Raw genomic sequence first — 17519 nt, 5'->3', positions numbered from 1 at the left:
AGCCGCACCCGTCGCAGGGCGCACTGGAGCGAACTAGCCGCGGATCTGGCCGTCGCCCTGGATGATCCATTTGGTGGTGGTCAGTTCCTTCAGCCCCATGGGACCGCGGGCATGCATCTTCTGCGTGGAAATGCCCACCTCGGCTCCAAGCCCCAGTTCTCCGCCGTCCGTAAACCTGGTGGAGGCGTTGACAATCACCGCGGCCGAGTCAATCTCGGCAATGAACCGCTCAGCGTTGGCCAGGTCGTTGGTGATGATCGCTTCGGTGTGTCCGGTGGTCCAGCGCCTGATGTGCTCCAGGGCATCGTCCAGGCTGTCCACCACCGCCACAGCCAGGTCCAGGTCCATGTATTCACGCCCCCAGTCGCCGTCGTCGGCGGGTTCCGCGCTGACGCCGGCGGGGAGCAGGTCCATGGCACGGGGATCGGCGTGCAGGCGGACGCCGGCAGCGGCCAGGGCAGCCAGGACGTCCGGCGCCGCCGGAGCGCCGTCGTGGATGAGCAGGGTTTCGACGGTGTTGCAGACGCTGGGGCGCTGTGTTTTGGCATTGAGCAGGATATCGACGGCCATTTCCACCGGCGCGGTGCGGTCCAGGTAGATGTGCACGTTGCCCTCCCCCGTTTCGATGACGGGAACGGTGGCGTTGGTGACGACGGACTGGATCAGGGACCGGCCGCCGCGGGGAATCAGCACATCCACCCGGCCCCGCGCCTTCATCAGTATGTTGGCGCCTTCACGGCCGTATTGGTCAACGCTCTGCACGGCGTCCGCGGGCAGGCCCACGTCTTCGAGGGAGTCGCGGATGATCTCCACCAGGACAGCGTTGGTGGCCGCCGCAGCACTGCCGCCCCGCAGGAGCACCGCGTTGCCGCTTTTCAGGGCCAGTCCGGCAATATCGAGCGTGACGTTGGGGCGGGCTTCGTAGATTGCCGCCACCACGCCCATGGGTACGTGCACCTGGCGCAGCCGCAGGCCGTTGGGCAGCGTCTGGCCGCGGGCAACCGACCCCACCGGATCAGGAAGCCCGGCGAGGTTCTCCAATGCTGCAGCCAGCGCGGTGATGCGCGCGGGGGTCAGCGACAGCCGGTCCAGCATGGCTGTTGAGGTCCCGTTTTCCCGGCCTGCCGCCACATCCTTGGCATTGGCAGCGAGGATGGCGTCCTGTTTCGCGTTGACGTTCTGCGCGATCTGCCGCAGGGCGCGGTCCTTCCAGGCACGGTTGGCCCGCGCCAGGCGCCGTGCGGCGGTGCGGGAACGGTCCGCCAGGGCATGCACCCGGGCTTCGACGCTGTCCTCCCCCGCGGCGGCGGTTCCGGCGGGTTCCAGTTCGGCGGCGGCTGCTTCGGAAGTGTTCACGGAAGTCATGTCCCAAGTGTAGGTCGGGTACCGGTTTCCGGCGCGGTTGCCGGTGCCTCGTGGGGATGCAGGAGAACGAGGTCGTTGACGTGCACCACCGCACGTTCATAGCCGCGCCCCAGTTCGCGGGACAGTTCCCGGGTGGAGCGGCCAAGCATGGAGGGCAGCTCGTCGGAACCGTAGTTGGTCAGCCCGTGGGCAATCACGCGGCCCGCAGTGTCGACCAGGGCGACGGCGTCACCGGGCTCGAATTGCCCCTTCACGGCAGTGATTCCCGCCGGCAGCAGCGAACGGTGCCGGTCCCCCACCGCCCGTGCGGCGCCGTCGTCGAGCACCAGGGTGCCTTGAATGCGGGCGAGGTGGGCGAGCCACAGCAGGCGGATGGACCGGCGCCGGCCGCGGGTGGTGAACCACGTGCCCACGTCTTCTCCGGCCAGCGCGGCGGCTGCGTTGGCCGTGGACGTGACCAGTGCCGGGATGCCCGACTCCGCGGCAATGGTGGCTGCTTCGACCTTGGTCGCCATCCCGCCGGTACCGACGCCGGCCTTGCCCACCTTGCCGATCCGTACGTCCGCAAGGTCCTTGGGACCGGTGACTTCGGGGATGCGGCGGGCGCCCTCGGACGGCGGACCGTCGTAGAGGGCGTCGACGTCGGAGAGCAGGATGAGCGCGTCGGCCTTCACGAGGTGCGCCACGAGGGCGGCCAGACGGTCATTGTCGCCGAAACGGATTTCGTGGCTGGCGACGGCGTCGTTCTCGTTGACAATCGGCAGGACGCCGAAGTTCAGCAGCCGTTCCATGGCCCGGTGCGCGTTGGCGTGGTGCGTGCGGCGCATCAGGTCGTCAATGGTGAGCAGGACCTGGCTGACCGTGACACCGTGCGCACTGAAGGCGGAGGTGTACCGCGCCATCAGGAGGCCCTGCCCCACGCTCGCAGCAGCCTGCTGCGAGGAAAGCTGGGCCGGGCGCTTGGTCAGGCCCAGCGGCGCCAGGCCGGCACTGATGGCTCCGGACGAGACCAGGATGATCTCGGTGCCCTCCGCATGCCGGGCGGACAACACGTCGGCCAGGGACTTCAGGGCAGAGTCGGAGATCCCGCCCGCCACCGAGGTCAGGGACGAGGAGCCCACTTTGACGACCACCCGGCGGGCGCGGGCAAGTCCGGAGCGCGAGGTCAGCGCACGGCGGGCAGGTGTGGCGAATTCGATGTGTTCACTCATAACCTGCCCAGCCTATGCGCTGCACCCCGTCCCTACCGGCAAGATGAAGGAGTTACTCTTCTTCGTTACCCTCGACGTCCGCAGGGCGGGAGGAGTGCTTGTAGTTCACGGACTCGGTCCAGATGCCTGCCTTGCGTTCGGCTTCGAGCTCGTCTCGGGCCGCGGCGCGGGCATCCTTGCGCTTCTGGTGGTCGCTGCGCTTTTCCTCGCGGGTGGGGCGGGAGAAGTCTTCGACGCGGATGTCGCTGCCGCGCGGGGAAGCGGCAAGCAGTTCCGCTCCGCCGATCATCGTGGGCTCCCAGTCGAAGACGACGCCGTCGCCTTCGCCGATGACCACGGCGTCACCGGGCTTGGCGCCTTCCTTGAACAGTTTCTCCTCCACGCCCAGCTTGGCCAGGCGGTCCGCCAGGTAGCCGACGGCTTCGTCATTGGTGAAGTCGGTCTGCTGGACCCAGCGAACCGGCTTCTCGCCCAGGACGCGGAAGAGCGGCTCGAGGTTGCGCTCTTCGCGGCGGATCAGGAAGCCGCCCTTGTAGTTGGCGCCGCGCGGCTTCAGGACCGGCGGCTGGATGCGCGGCGGAGCCTTCTCCACGGCGTCACGGGCGTCCTTGACGATGGCAGCCATGGCGAACCCGAGTTCACGCAGGCCTTCATGGCTGGACGCGGAAACCTCGAACACGCGGTATCCGCGCTTCTCCAGTTCCGGCCGGACGAACTCGGCCATGTCGCGGCCGTCAGGAACGTCCACCTTGTTCAGGGCGATAAGGCGGGGACGGCGGTTCAGCGGGACGACGTCGCCGTCGGTGCCCGCGTAGCTCATGTCCACTTCGTACTTCTCGAGCTCCCGCTCAATGACTTCGAGGTCCCCAATGGGGTCGCGGTCCGTTTCCAGTGCGGCGCAGTCCAGCACGTGCACCAGGGCGGCGCAGCGTTCCACGTGGCGCAGGAAGTTGTGGCCCAGCCCCTTGCCTTCCGAGGCGCCTTCAATCAGGCCGGGAACATCGGCGACGGTAAAGCGCACGTCACCGGACTGGACAACGCCCAGGTTCGGGATCAGCGTGGTGAAGGGGTAGTCGGCGATCTTCGGCCGGGCAGCGGAGATGGCGGCAATCAGCGAGGACTTGCCGGCCGACGGGAAGCCGACCAGTGCAATATCGGCAATGGACTTGAGCTCCAGGACAATGTCGGCCTCTTCGCCGGGGACGCCCAGCAGCGCGAATCCGGGAGCCTTGCGCTTCTGCGAGGAAAGCGAGGAGTTGCCGAGGCCGCCCTGGCCACCGGCGGCAGCGATGTATTCGGCGCCCTCCCCTACCAGGTCCGCCAGGACGTCGCCGGCCTTGTTCTTGACGACGGTGCCGTCCGGCACCGAAAGGATCAGTGTCTCGCCGGTCTTGCCTGCGCGCCAGTCGCCCATCCCGTTGCCGCCGTTGGTGGCGTGCCGGTGCGGGGCGTGGTGGTAGTCCAGCAGGGTGGTGGTATTCGTGTCAACGCGCAGGATGACGTCGCCGCCGTCGCCGCCGTTGCCGCCGTCGGGCCCACCCAGGGGCTTGAACTTTTCACGCTTGACGGACACGCAACCATGGCCGCCTGTACCGCCCGAAACGTGCAGCACTACGCGGTCTACAAAGCTGGCCATGGTTCTCCTTCAGAGGAACTTCTTGATCATGCCAATTCTACTTGGCTTAAAAAACGACGGGGCGGGCCATCAAGGCCCGCCCCGTCGGAAAAGCTAAATGCCGGTGATTACTCGGCGGCTGCAGCAGCCACGATGTTCACGACGCGGCGGCCACGACGGCTGCCGAATTCAACTGCGCCTGCTTCCAGGGCGAACAGGGTGTCGTCGCCTCCGCGGCCAACGCCCTCACCCGGGTGGAAGTGGGTGCCACGCTGGCGAACGATGATTTCGCCTGCCTTGACAACCTGGCCGCCGAAACGCTTTACGCCGAGGTACTGGGCGTTGGAGTCGCGACCGTTGCGAGTGGAACTCGCACCTTTCTTATGTGCCATTTCTTTGCCTGCCTTTGCTAACTGATATTGAAACCCTCAGGCGGGATCACACCCGCGTTCCCGGCCCTGGGGCCGGCAGGAGAATCAGGAGTTGATGGACGTAACCTTGACCTTGGTCAGCGAGGAGCGGTAGCCCTGACGCTTCTTGTAGCCGGTCTTGTTCTTGAACTTCTGGATGACAATCTTCGGACCCCGGAAGTTCTCGACGATTTCTGCAGTCACGGTAACCTTGGCCAGGTCCTGTGCAGCAGAGGTGACCTTGTCGCCATCAACCAAAAGCAGGGCAGGCAGCTCAAAGGTGCTACCGGCTCCACCGGGGACGCGGTCCAGGGTTACGAGGTCTCCGACGGAAACCTTTTCTTGGCGGCCGCCAGCGCGGACAATCGCGTACACCACTTGGGAACTCACTTCTCTCGACGTTTAATACTTGGATGCGCATTTAGCCAGGTCCAGATTGGACCCGCCTTGCGCCATGCAGTTCCGCCTGAACCGATAAACGGTTGGAAGGCGTTCGCACCGAAGTTCAAGGCTACGCTAATGGTCCTATAACCCGCAAATGCGGACTGTGCCTGCGTGTGTACACATGCACCAGGACCATGGGCGCCACCGAACCGGTGCCACTGCTCGATCTCTACTTTATCCCATGCGGCCGGTGTTCCGGGCATCGGCATCCCCGGCGGGTCCGCGGCAGGGGCTTAAACGCCTGCGGGCGGCCCGCCCCCTCAGGGACAGGCCGCCCGCAGGCGGTGGAACAGGGACGCTACAGCTCGGAGGCGGGTACGCCTACGCCCAGGATCACCGGAGCGGCAGCGCCGGTCTTTTCCTCGGGGGCAACCGGCGGCCTGCCGACAGCCGTGACCGTATGCCGTGCGGGAGCGGAGGGAGCCGCTTCCCCTGCCGCCGGCGCCAGGACTTCGGCAGCACCCTGCGGGCTGCTGGCTGCCCTGCGGCGGCGGGCCGGACGGGCAGGCGCCTCCGGAGCGGCAGCCTGTCGCGGCGCGGACTTCGGTTCAGCCGCCGACTGGCGAACAGCAGGCTGCTGTTCCGGCGCCGCGGACTGTTCCGGCTCCACGGACTGGGCCACGGCCGAGGCGACCTCGTTGAAGGCCTCGGTCAGGCTTTCAAGCGTCAGGGCCGGCTCTTCCTTTACCTGGCGGCGGCGCTGGCGTCGCGGAACCACCACGGTTTCACCCTGGATGTTCAGCACAGCCCCGGGCTCGGTATCGGACTGCTCCGAGGATTCCCCGTTGCCGTTTGGGGCGGCGTCCACCACTTCATGCGCGGCAGCGGTCGCAGCGGCAATGCTGGCCAGGGCGGCCCGGGCCGCTTCGGCCTTGGCCTGCCGCTCGGCATCTTCCTGTACCGGCTCGTCGTGCTGCGGCTGCTCGTCCGGCGCCTGGGCGTTGCTGTTCTGCCCCCGGCTGCGGCTGCGCTTCCGGTCCCCGCGGGACTGCTTTTCCTGCTTGAGGTGCTGCTGGTGGTTGTCGTCGGCCACCGCATGCCCGTTGCCTGCCGGAGCATGGCTGGTGCTGCGGCGGTGCTCAACGGGGACGTCCTGGGTGACGACGCCGCGGCCGTCACAGTGTTCACAGGTCTCGCCGAAGACTTCCAGCAGTCCGGTACCCATGCGCTTGCGGGTCATCTGGACCAGGCCGAGCGAGGTCACCTCTGCGACCTGGTGCTTGGTCCGGTCCCGGCCCAGGCACTCCACGAGGCGGCGCAGCACCAGGTCGCGGTTCGCTTCAAGGACCATGTCGATGAAGTCAATGACGATGATGCCGCCGATGTCGCGCAGGCGCAGCTGCCGGACAACTTCTTCGGCCGCTTCCAGGTTGTTCTTGGTGACGGTTTCCTCCAGGTTGCCGCCGCTGCCGGTGAACTTGCCCGTGTTCACGTCCACCACGGTCATGGCTTCGGTGCGGTCAATCACCAGGGAACCGCCGGAGGGCAGGAACACCTTGCGGTCCAGTGCCTTGGCGATCTGCTCGTCGATGCGGTGGGCCGAGAAGATGTCCTCGTCCTTGGTCCACTTCTCGAGCCGTCCAACGAGGTCCGGAGCCACGTATGTGACATAGGCCTCGATGGTGTCCCAGGCGTCCTCACCGGAGACCACAAGCTTGGAGAAGTCCTCGTTGAAGACGTCGCGGACCACCTTGATGGTCAGGTCCGGCTCTCCGTACAGGAGCTCCGGCGGCAGCGTCTTGGTGGACTTGGACTTCGCCTCGATGGTCTCCCACTGGGCGCGGAGGCGGTTGATGTCATTCATCAACTCTTCCTCGCTGGCACCTTCGGCGGCGGTACGCACAATGACGCCCGCGTTCTCCGGCAGGTGGTCCTTGAGGATCTTCTTGAGCCGGTTGCGTTCGACGTCGGGCAGCTTGCGTGAGATGCCGGTCATCGAACCGCCCGGAACGTACACGAGGTAGCGGCCGGGCAGGGAGATCTGGCTGGTCAAGCGGGCGCCCTTGTGGCCCACCGGATCCTTGGTGACCTGCACCAGGACGGAGTCGCCCGATTTGAGCGCCAGTTCGATCCGGCGCGGCTGGCCGTCCAGGCCTGCGGCGTCCCAGTTGACCTCACCGGCGTAAAGCACGGCATTGCGTCCGCGGCCGATGTCCACGAAGGCCGCTTCCATGCTGGGCAGAACGTTCTGGACCTTGCCGACGTAGACATTGCCGATCAGGGAGTCCTGCTGGGTGTTGGAGACAAAGTGCTCGGCAAGGATGCCGTCCTCCAGCACGCCGATCTGGATCCGCTCGTCCCGCTGGCGGACGATCATCTGGCGGTCCACGGATTCACGGCGGGCCAGGAACTCAGCCTCGGTGATCACGTGGCGGCGGCGGCCCGACTCGCGGGACTCGCGGCGGCGCTGCTTCTTGGCTTCCAGCCGGGTTGAGCCCTTGACGCTGGTCACGCGGTCGGAGACCGGAGCTTCGGCGTGGGCGCGCGGCGCACGGACCCGGGTGACGGTGTTGGGCGGATCGTCGTCCGCTCCCCCGGTCAGTTCCAGATCGGCATCGCCGCGGCGGCGACGGCGGCGGCGGCGGGAGGTGACGCCGTCGGACTCGTTGTCCTCAGGGCCGGCAGATGCTTCTTCCGCTCCTGTTTCCTGGGCGTTTTCCGACTCGGCTCCCTGACGGGTACGGCTGCGGCGGGAACGACGGCGGGAACGTCCGGAGTCCTCGCTGCTTTCCTGCTCGTCCGTTTCTTCGGTGTCGGCGGGCTTGGCCACGGGGACGGAGCGGACAGCGGTGAGATCCGGGGCGTGGAACAGCACCGACGTGGGCGATTCCGGCACTGAGAACGGATCCAGCGCGGAGGTAGGTCCGGCAGCTTCGGTCTTTGCGGGAGCCTGGTCCTTTGCCGGCGCCTGGTCCTTGGCGGAAGCCGCCGCAGGCACTACGGGCTCGGCCGGGGTTTCAACGGGGGTCCCGGCGGACTCCGCAGCAGCGGGCGCCGCTGCCGACTCGGCCGAGCGTGCCGGACCGGTGGGGGTGCTGGCACGGCGGCGGGTACGGGTTTTCGGTGCCGGCGCTTCAGCGGCCGGTTCGGCAGTGTTGGTGGACTCGGGACCGGCTGCCAGCGTCACTTCGTCGCCGGCGGGAGTGTCAACCCCGGCGGCGATCTCTACCGCGGCAGCCTCGGCGGCAGGCTTCCTGGCCGGGCTGCGGCGACGGCGGACCGTCTTGGCCGGGGTTTCGGACGCCGTGTCGGTTGAAGCGGCGCCGTCGGCGGAAACCGAATCCGCGGCGGCGGAAGCGGCCTCGGCCACGGCTTCCGGGGTTTCCTCCGGGGCGGTCGGTGCTTCGGCGGCCGGTGCTGCCTTCTTACGGGGTGAGCGTGTCCGCTTGGGCTTTTCGGCTGCGGGCGCCGGGGTGTCTGAAGGGGTTTCGGCTGCCGGGGTTACCGCTGCCGCGGCGTCCGCCGTCGGCTGCGGGGAAGAAACCGGAACGGACTTGCGGCGGCTGCGGGTGGCCTTCTTGACCGGGGCCGGCTGCTCGGGGAGATCACCTGCTGCTCCGGTTTCCACAGGCAGTTCATTGGTTCCATTATTCTGATTAGTCATCTAGGCCTATGCTCCGGCCCTGCGGCACTGGCCACATTCCAATGCCCCAAGGCAATGTGTCGGCTGTACGGTGGCATCGCAGCCTGCCCGCCAGCCGGAAGTCGTCTGGATGTCATTCGAGGTCGTGCCAGCTGTGGGGCGCGGTATCACTCGAAGACCAGCGGCGCTTTTCCTGCTACCCCCGCGGAACGGATAATCTTCGTTACGGCTATGGGCAGGTCTGGCCGGCGGATTCCCTGGTTCCCATCCGGATTGATGGGCTAACTACACGGGAAGCGTCACCGGCAGAACCGGAAGCCTGTCGCTGGACCGATCACGGAATGTGGTTCCGCCATCAGCCAAGCTTCATTATCGCATACGGCCGCCTTTTTGGCCCGTCCCTGCGCATAGACTCGACGCAGATAGTTACTTTAGACACCTACTCCGTAAGGAGCTTCCGTGCCCTCCAGCGCAGCCCGTCCATCTTCCGGCACCACCCCGGCCGAAGCCGCAGACCTCCCGGATCCGGCAGCTTCCGCGGTACGGCCGGAACGCCGGTCCTTCGCCTGGACGCTGCTGGTCACCGCTGTGGTCGGATGGGTCGCATCCGGGATCCTGGTGATTGAGCGCCTGCGTGTGTATGCGGACGCCGGCTACATCACAAGCTGCGACATCAGTCCCTGGGTCTCCTGCGGGACGGTGTTCCAGACCTGGCAGGCCGCCATCTTCGGCTTTCCCAACCCGCTGATCGGCATTGTGGCCTTCGCCGTGGTGATCACCACGGCGATGGGACTGCTGGCCGGTGCCCGGTTCGCCCGGTGGTACTGGATCGGGCTGCAGATCGGCGTCACCCTCGGCATGGTGTTCGTCGTCTGGCTGTGGAGCCAGGCACTGTTCGACATTTATGTGCTGTGCATCTACTGCATCGTGGTGTGGGCGGCCATGATTCCGCTCTTCGTCTTCACGACCATCCGCAACCTGGCGGCCGGCACCATACCGGCGCCGGCCGGCCTGATCCGTTTCCTGACGGACTGGGCGTGGCCGATTGTCGTCCTGCTCTGGGTGGCGACGGCCGCGTCCATCTTCTTCCGGTTCCTGAATTCGTTCGTCGGCAGCTAGCCCCTCCCTCAGGGAACCAGCGGAAGCCCCCAGGCCAGCACCACCGGAATCTCCTGTCCGTCCCACACGGCGGTCAGCGAGGGGTCCGGCGCAGTCCGGCCGTCCAGATCCAGCAGCCGCACCACGGAGAACTCCCAGCCGCCCTGGGTCAGGACGGATGTTGCCCAGCCCTGCGGCTCGGACTCCGGCGCCTGGACCAGCTCGGCGCCGTTTGGCATTCCCGTGCTGCTGACCTGCATGGATTCGGGCAGCAGCTCGCGGGCGCCGTCGTTGTCAAGGTACTGCGCTGCCTGCGGCTGCCGGGAAAGGAGCGCGGCTTCCAGGACCCGCGCATATACCGGGTCGCCGAGGGCGTCGTAGACCCAGCGGTGTCCGAGGACCGAGTGCTCCATTTCGTTGATCAGGAATTCCTCCGCACCCGCCAGGGGCGCGCCCCGGTAGGTCAGGGGAACCTGCACCACCGTTGAACCGGCTTCCACGACATGGGTTTCGATTCCCACCTCGCCCTCGGGGTCATCGAACCGGAAGGAGCCCAGCTTTCGAACCGTCACCGGCTCCGTCGAGGGAAACCACCAGGTGCCCGGCAGCCAGCCGGAAATCAGTTCCATTTTGCCCGGACGCAGCTCGGCGTCGTATATAAGTGCCATGGGCACAGCCTAGGCGTCTTTTGCGGAACCCGTCAGGAATTTCCTCCGCCTGTTCCCCGTTGCCGAAGAAGAAGGCGTGCGGAAGATAGCCCCGCAGCGCCGCATTTCGATCCATGAGGAGAACCATGCTCAGAACCACACCTGCCCACCCGGACGCCCCGCGCACGGCGCTTGTTGCCGGTGCCACCGGAATCGCCGGAGCGGCCCTGGTGGACCTGCTCTCGAGCGAGGGCTGGACCGTCTTGGCCCTGTCCCGGAAGGCCGGAGCCCCCGACCCGGCACGTCCCGGCGTCGTTCCCGTTGCAGCAGACCTCGGCTCGCCCGAAAGCCTTGCACGGGCGCTTGAGGGCCACCGTCCCACACATGTGTTCTTCACCTCGTGGTCCCGGCAGGAAACGGAGGCCCAGAACATTGCCGTCAACTCCGCGATGGTCCGCAACCTGTTGACCGCGCTGGCGGACGCTCCCCTGGAGCATGTTGCCCTGATGACCGGACTCAAGCACTACATGGGGCCGTTCGAGGCGTACGGCGAAGGCCCCATGCCGGATACCCCGTTCTCGGAAGACGAACCGCGGCTGCCGGTGGAGAACTTCTACTATGCGCAGGAAGACGAACTGATGGAAGCCGCCGAGCGGCAGGGCTTCGCATGGTCCGTCCACCGCGCCCACACCGTGATCGGCTTCGCCGTCGGCAACGCCATGAACATGGGCCAGACCCTTGCCGTGCAGGCGACACTGTGCCGTGAACTCGGGATGCCGTTCATTTTCCCGGGCTCCGAAACGCAATGGAATTCGGTCACCGACATGACCGACGCCGGCCTGCTCACCGAGCACATGCTCTGGGCAGCCACGGATGAGCACACCGCCAATGAGGCCTTCAACGTGGTCAACGGCGATGTCTTCCGCTGGCGTTCGCTGTGGCCCCGCCTGGCCGCCGAGTTCGGCGTGGAGCCCGTCGGTTTCGAATCCGAGCCGCGCCCGCTCGAAAAGCAGATGGCCGGGATGTCCGATGCCTGGGCCAAGATCGCCGAGCGCCAGGGCCTGGCCGAACCGGACCTGGCACGGCTGGCCTCCTGGTGGCACACTGACGCCGACCTTGGCCGGAAGGTGGAAGTACTCACGGACATGAGCAAGAGCCGGCTGGCCGGCTTCACCGGTTACCGCCGCACGGAGGACGCGTTCAAGGCGCTCTTTGCGCGTCTGCGGGCCGAAAACCTGGTTCCCTAACCCGGGGGCAGATAGACAACGAAAGGGCCGGCACCAGAGATGGTGCCGGCCCTTTCCAGGTTCGTACGGACTGCGGTTAGCTGAACCAGATGCCGATTTCGCGGGCTGCCGATTCGGGCGAATCGGAGCCGTGGACCAGGTTCTGCTGCACCGCGGAACCCCAGTCGCGGCCGAAGTCGCCGCGGATGGTGCCCGGAGCCGCCGTCGTGGGATCGGTGGTGCCGGCCAGGGAGCGGAAGCCCTCAATCACACGCTGTCCCTCTAGGACCACCGCAACAATCGGGCCGCTGAGCATAAACTCCACCAGCGGTTCGTAGAACGGCTTGCCCTGATGCTCGGCGTAGTGCTCTTCGAGGATGCCGCGGGTGGCTTCGGTCTTCTTCAGCTCCGCCACGGTGTAACCCTTGGCTTCGATCCGGGCCAGGATGGCGCCGGTGAGCCGGCGCTCGACGCCGTCGGGCTTGATCAGGACAAGTGTGCGCTCGGTGCTCACGGTGTATCTCCTTGGAACGATCGGATATCGGATCTAAGCCTAGTCGGTGCCGGCAGCGGATTCGGGGCCCGCAGCCGCATTGCCCTCTTCGGGATGGGCTTTCTCCCATTCGGCCTGCATCCGGTCCCGTTCGCGGTTTTCCCGGTCCAGGCGCATTCCGGCCTTGAGGCCGTACCACCAGGTCATGGCGAAGAGCCCGCCGACGAGGAACATCAGGGGTTCCAGGAAACCGCTGGCAATGAGCACCAGCTGCAGGATCCACCCGATCAGCGGACCTGCCGGCTTCGAGAGCAGCGCACACGTTCCGATCATTGCCGCGGCCAGCAGCAGTCCGCCGCCCAGCAGCAGCGGCGGGGAGATGCTGTCGCGGTGCAGCCCGAAGACGGCAAGCGTTCCGAACAGCACAACGAACGCCTCCAGCGTCAGGACCGTCGACGCGAACATTACCTTGACGGAGCGGCGCTTCTTGGGCATGCCCGGACGCCATTCGCGCTGGGCCTTGGTCAGTCTTGCCATGGCTGCGAAGCCTACTTTCCGAGGAGGGTGCGCGCTTCGGCGACCACGGTGATTGAACCGACCACAAGCACGCCGCCGGAGAGGTCGTTGTTCTCCTCGGCCTTGGCTACGGCCCATTCGAGGGCATTGTCTAGGCCTGCCTCAACCTGGATGTCTTCGTCCGCAAAGCCGGCGTCCACCGCATCCTGGACCAGTTCCTCGGCCGGGATGGCCCGCGGCGAGCCGGACTGGGTCAGGACGATCCCGCTGACCATGTCCCCCAGCTGTTCGCGGAGTTCGCTCAGGATGCCGACGGCGTCCTTCTCCGCCAGGATCCCGACGACCAGGACGAGCGTGGTGAAGTTGAACGCCTCGCGCAGTGCCTCGGCAGTTGCCTTGGCGCCGGCGGGGTTGTGTGCGGCGTCGACCACGATGGTGGGAGCGGTCCGCACCACCTCGAGGCGGCCGGGCGAGGTGACGGTCAGGAACCCGGTACGCAGCAGTTCGACGTCGAGCTCCTTGGTGCCCCCGCCGATGAACGCTTCCAGTGCCGCCACGGCAACAGCTGCGTTTTCGGCCTGGTGCGCACCGTGCAGCGGAACCTGGAGATCCTCGTAGCGGCCGGCGAGGCCGTTGATGGTGACCATCTGCCCGCCCACCGCCATCACGCGGGACTCGACGCCGAATTCAACGCCTTCGAACCGGAACGGAACGCCTGCCTCGTGCGCCTTTTCCAGCAGCACCTGCGCGGCTTCCATCGGCTGTGCGGCGCTGATGAGGAACCCGTCCTCCTTGATGATGCCGGCCTTTTCCCGGGCAATGTCGGCGACGTCGTCACCGAGCAGCTCGGTGTGGTCCAGGGAAATAGGGGTGACTACGGAGACGGTGCCGTCGCCGACGTTGGTGGCATCGGTGATGCCGCCGAGTCCTACTTCGATGACTGCCACGTCCACCGGTTCGTCCGCGAAGACCGCGAACGCCAGGATGGTCACGGCTTCGAAGTACGTCAGCCGGGGCTCGCCCGCGGCCTCCAGTTCGGCGTCGACAATGTCCAGGTAGGGATGGATTTCGTCCCAGATCCGGACAAACGTTTCGTCGCTGACGGGTTCGCCGTCAATGCTGATCCGCTCGGTGACGCTGCTCAGGTGCGGGCTGGTGTACCGGCCGGTACGGAGCCCGTAGGCCCGCAGTCCGGCCTCGATCATGCGGGCCGTGGACGTCTTGCCGTTGGTGCCGGTGATATGGATGATCGGGAACGCCTTGTTCGGCTCCCCCAGTACCTCCATGGCCCGGAACAGCGGAGCGGTGCGCGGCTCCATCCTGCTCTCCGGGGCGCGGCTGAGCAGTTCGGCATAAACGCTCTCCACGGAGAACCCGTCAATGGAACCGGACGGGCGGTCTGCTGAACTCATTAGATTTTCTCCACTGTGACGATGTATTTCTCGGCGTCGGTGCCGGCGCCGTCGGTGACCAGGTCGCCGGTGACCACCAGGTCGTCGGTGAGCGTTTCTGCCTTTACCAGGTCAACGTTGGCTTCGAGCGCTGCCGCTTCTTCCATCCCCGTGCTGATGCGGGTGCGGATGCGGTCGCTGATGTGCAGGTCCGCATCGCGGCGGGCCTGCTGGACGGCGCGGATGGCGTCGCGGGCGGTGCCCTCGGCGGCCAGCTCGGGCGTGACCTCGGTGTTGAGGACCAGGAAGCCGCCGCCGGGCAGCACGGCAACCGCCTTCGCTGACTCGCCTTCGCCCGATTCGACGACGGTCTCCAGGGTGTACTCCTGCGGCTCCAGGGTCAGGCCGCCGGCGGTGACCGTGCCGGCGTCGTCCACGGACCAGTCGCCGGACTTGGCTGCCTTGATGGCCGTCTGCACGTTCTTGCCCAGGCGGGGACCGGCGGCGCGGGCGTTAACCACGAGCTTCTGGCTGATGCCGAATTCTGCCGGGTCGGCGTCGGCGGCGTCCACCAGGCGGACGTTCTTCAAATTCAGCTCATCCGCGATGATCGCGGCGAACTGGCCGGCCAGGGACTGCGCTTCCGGGGCGACGACGGTCATCTCGGACAGGGGCAGGCGGACCCGGAGGTTCGCGCCCTTGCGCAGGGAGGACCCGACGGAGGCAATCCGGCGGGTGGCTTCCATGCGTTCCACCAGGGCGGGATCGCTCGGGAAGAGGTCCGCGTCCGGCCAGTCGGTCAGGTGCACGGAGCGCCCGCCGGTCAGGCCGCGCCAGATTTCCTCGCCGATGAGCGGCAGCAGCGGAGCTGCCACCCGGCACACCGTCTCCAGGCAGGTGTAAAGCACGTCGAAGGCCTGCGTGTCTTCTTCGAAGAAGCGCGTGCGGCTGCGGCGGATGTACCAGTTGGTCAGCGTGTCCATGTAGGCGCGCAGGATCTCGCACGCGACGGACACATCGTAGGTGTCCAGAGCGGTGCCCATGTCCCGGACCAGGTCGCCGGTGGCGGCGAGCAGGTAGCGGTCCAGCGGCTCGGTGGAGTCGTAGCAGGCCTTCGCCTCGTAGCCGTTGCCGTTGTTGGCGGCGTTGGTGTAGAGGCTGAAGAAGTGCCAGACGTTCCAGAGCGGCAGGATGGCCTGGCGGACGCCGTCGCGGATTCCCTGTTCGGTGACGACCAGGTTGCCGCCGCGCAGGATCGGGGAGGCCATCAGGAACCAGCGCATGGCGTCGGAGCCGTCGCGGTCCAGGACCTCCGAGACATCCGGGTAGTTGCGCAGGGACTTGGACATCTTCTGCCCGTCGGAGCCCAGGACAATGCCGTGGCTGATGACGTTGCGGAAGGCGGGCCGGTCAAACAGCGCGGTGGCCAGGACATGCAGGGTGTAGAACCAGCCGCGGGTCTGGCCGATGTACTCGACAATAAAATCGCCGGGGTTGTGGCTTTCGAACCAGTCGGCGTTCTCGTGCGGATAGTGCACCTGGGCGTAGGGCATGGACCCGGAGTCGAACCACACGTCCAGGACATCCTCCACTCGGCGCATGGTGGACTGCCCGGTGGGATCGTCCGGGTTGGGCCGGGTCAGCTCGTCGATGAACGGGCGGTGCAGGTCCGGCTGGCCCTCCTTGTTCAGCGGCAGGCGGCCGAAGTCGGCTTCCATTTCCGCCAGCGAACCGTAGACGTCGGTGCGCGGGTAGTTGGGATCATCCGACACCCAGACCGGAATGGGGCTGCCCCAGTAGCGGTTGCGGCTGATGGACCAGTCGCGGGCGTTTTCCAGCCACTTGCCGAACTGGCCGTCCTTGACGTTCTCGGGGATCCAGTTGATCTGCTGGTTGAGTTCGACCATGCGGTCCTTGATCTTGGTGACCTCCACGAACCAGGAGGAGACCGCCTTGTAGATCAGCGGGTTCCGGCAGCGCCAGCAGTGCGGGTAGCTGTGTTCGTAGCTGGCCTGGCGCAGCAGCCGGCCGTCGGCCTTCAAAACGCGGGTGATCAACTTGTTGGCATCGAAGACCTGCAGGCCGGCGATGTCGGCGAGCTCCCCGGTGCCGAACATGGGCAGGAACCTGCCGCCTTCGTCCACGGAGAGGATCACGGGGATGCCGTATTCCTCGCAGACCTTCTGGTCGTCTTCACCGTAGGCGGGTGCCTGGTGGACGATGCCGGTGCCGTCGGTGGTGGTGACGTAATCCGCGGTGACGATCTGCCAGGCGTTGGCAGTGCCCCACTTATCGGCGTCGGTGTAGTAGTTCCACAGCGGTGCGTAGCGCAGCCCGGCCAGGTCGCTGCCGAGGTGGACGGCGGTGACGGCAGCGCGGGCGGCGTCGGCGTCGTCGTACCCCAGGTCCTTCGCGTAGGCACCTACGAGGTCTTCGGCCAGGAGGAAACGTCCCTCGCCTGCCTGCGTGCCCTTTGGTCCGGCGGGCACGACGGCGTAGCGGACCCCGGGTCCGACGGCGAGGGCCATGTTGGTGGGCAGGGTCCAGGGGGTGGTGGTCCAGGCGATCGCCTGCACGCCTTCGAGCTCGGCCGAGAGCGCATTGTCGCCCGCGGTGATGGGGAAGGTGACCGTGACCGTCTGGTCCTGGCGCATCTTGTAGACGTCGTCATCCATGCGCAGCTCATGGTTGGACAGCGGTGTTTCGTCCTTCCAGCAGTACGGAAGCACGCGGAAGCCGCTGTAGGTCAGGCCCTTTTCATGCAGGGTCTTGAACGCCCAGATGACGGATTCCATGTATTCGACGTTGAGCGTCTTGTAGTCGTTCTCGAAGTCCACCCAGCGGGCCTGGCGGGTGACGTAGTCCTGCCACTCGCCGGCGTACTTCATCACGGAGGCACGGCAGGCATCGTTGAACTTATCGATGCCCATCTTCTCGATCTGGACCTTGTCGCTCATGCCGAGCTGCTTCATGGCCTCGAGTTCGGCGGGCAGGCCGTGGGTGTCCCAGCCGAAGCGGCGTTCCACGCGGCGGCCGCGCTGGGTCTGGTAGCGGGCCACCAGGTCCTTGACGTAGCCGGTGAGCAGGTGGCCGTAGTGCGGCAGGCCGTTGGCGAAGGGCGGGCCGTCGTAGAAGACGAATTCGTTCTCGCCGTCGTTTCCGGCCGGCCGGGCGTCGATGGAAGCCTGGAAGGTGCCGTCCTTATCCCAGTACTTCAGAACGCGTTCTTCGAGTTCCGGAAACCGGGGAGAGGAGGGAACGGCAGCAGAAGCTGCGTCGCCGGTGCTGGCTTTGGGGTATACAGAGGGCATAGTCGTCATCCTGATAGCGGCAAGTGAATCTGGCTGTGGAACAGGATGCGAGGGCGGCCTCTACCGGCCTCGAAAGGCCGGCGGTAACCGCGGTACCACCTCGCTTGCCGCCGTACGCCCCCGGTGGTGCCGGGTTCGTAAGGCTGCCGCTCATTGACTGCTGTGACGGGCTTACCCGTCCGGTTCTACTGGGCTGGCCCCTAACGGGA

13 protein-coding genes are annotated in these 17519 nt (G+C 66.5%); 2 read left to right on the top strand and 11 right to left on the bottom strand.

All coding sequences use genetic code 11. The features are described from left to right. Positions 1-33: 33 nt before the first annotated feature. The 6 genes from LOC60_RS05570 to LOC60_RS05545 form a co-directional block, all read right to left on the bottom strand. A complete protein-coding gene (locus LOC60_RS05570) occupies positions 34-1365 on the bottom strand; it encodes a glutamate-5-semialdehyde dehydrogenase (RefSeq protein WP_230023270.1) in 1332 nt (443 codons plus the stop codon). Beyond that, the gene (gene proB, locus LOC60_RS05565; protein WP_230023267.1) at positions 1362-2576 is read right to left on the bottom strand and encodes a glutamate 5-kinase; all 1215 of its coding nucleotides are present in this window, start codon (positions 2574-2576) and stop codon (positions 1362-1364) included. Before proB ends, LOC60_RS05570 begins: the two co-directional genes overlap by 4 nt. Positions 2577-2628: 52 nt before the next feature. Then, complete coding sequence (gene obgE, locus LOC60_RS05560) at positions 2629-4212, bottom strand: GTPase ObgE (protein ID WP_230023264.1); 1584 nt, start codon at positions 4210-4212, stop codon at positions 2629-2631. A gap of 107 nt (positions 4213-4319) precedes the next feature. Further along, positions 4320-4583: a 50S ribosomal protein L27 gene (gene rpmA, locus LOC60_RS05555; RefSeq protein ID WP_104053918.1), complete on the bottom strand. Its 264-nt coding sequence runs from the start codon at positions 4581-4583 to the stop codon at positions 4320-4322. Between the two features lie 84 nt (positions 4584-4667). Further along, positions 4668-4979, bottom strand: a complete 312-nt coding sequence (gene rplU / locus LOC60_RS05550) for a 50S ribosomal protein L21 (RefSeq protein WP_146361875.1) — start codon at positions 4977-4979, stop codon at positions 4668-4670. A 364-nt stretch (positions 4980-5343) separates the two neighbouring features. Next, on the bottom strand, positions 5344-8649 hold the full coding sequence (locus LOC60_RS05545) for an Rne/Rng family ribonuclease (RefSeq protein ID WP_230023261.1): 3306 nt from the start codon (positions 8647-8649) through the stop codon (positions 5344-5346). 438 nt (positions 8650-9087) lie between these two features. Between LOC60_RS05545 and LOC60_RS05540 the strand changes: the two genes are divergently transcribed. Further along, complete coding sequence (locus tag LOC60_RS05540; protein WP_442860380.1) at positions 9088-9747, top strand: vitamin K epoxide reductase family protein; 660 nt, start codon at positions 9088-9090, stop codon at positions 9745-9747. Positions 9748-9755: 8 nt separating this feature from the next. Here the strand turns inward: LOC60_RS05540 and LOC60_RS05535 are convergent, their stop codons facing one another. Further along, entirely contained in the window at positions 9756-10394 is a 639-nt protein-coding gene (locus LOC60_RS05535) for a CG0192-related protein (RefSeq protein WP_230023259.1), read from the bottom strand. Between the two features lie 125 nt (positions 10395-10519). On the opposite strand from LOC60_RS05535, the gene LOC60_RS05530 reads away from it, so the two are divergent. Then, the gene (locus tag LOC60_RS05530; RefSeq protein ID WP_230023257.1) at positions 10520-11620 is read left to right on the top strand and encodes an SDR family oxidoreductase; all 1101 of its coding nucleotides are present in this window, start codon (positions 10520-10522) and stop codon (positions 11618-11620) included. A 76-nt stretch (positions 11621-11696) separates the two neighbouring features. On the opposite strand, the gene ndk is transcribed toward LOC60_RS05530, so the two are convergent. From ndk to ileS, 4 genes are read right to left on the bottom strand one after another with little or no spacing between them, the layout of a single operon-like run. Continuing rightward, positions 11697-12113: a nucleoside-diphosphate kinase gene (gene ndk, locus LOC60_RS05525; RefSeq protein WP_230023255.1), complete on the bottom strand. Its 417-nt coding sequence runs from the start codon at positions 12111-12113 to the stop codon at positions 11697-11699. A 39-nt stretch (positions 12114-12152) separates the two neighbouring features. Beyond that, the gene (locus LOC60_RS05520) at positions 12153-12629 is read right to left on the bottom strand and encodes a DUF4233 domain-containing protein (protein ID WP_230023254.1); all 477 of its coding nucleotides are present in this window, start codon (positions 12627-12629) and stop codon (positions 12153-12155) included. Positions 12630-12640: 11 nt separating this feature from the next. Beyond that, on the bottom strand, positions 12641-14020 hold the full coding sequence (locus tag LOC60_RS05515) for a bifunctional folylpolyglutamate synthase/dihydrofolate synthase (RefSeq protein ID WP_230023252.1): 1380 nt from the start codon (positions 14018-14020) through the stop codon (positions 12641-12643). Next, entirely contained in the window at positions 14020-17319 is a 3300-nt protein-coding gene (gene ileS, locus LOC60_RS05510) for an isoleucine--tRNA ligase (protein WP_230023250.1), read from the bottom strand. Before ileS ends, LOC60_RS05515 begins: the two co-directional genes overlap by 1 nt. Positions 17320-17519: the final 200 nt, after the last annotated feature.

Source organism: Arthrobacter sp. zg-Y769 (genome assembly GCF_020907405.1).
Classification (GTDB): domain Bacteria; phylum Actinomycetota; class Actinomycetes; order Actinomycetales; family Micrococcaceae; genus Arthrobacter_B.
The sequence above is the reverse complement of the archived record's forward strand: the minus strand, read 5'-3'. Positions and strand labels throughout refer to the sequence as shown.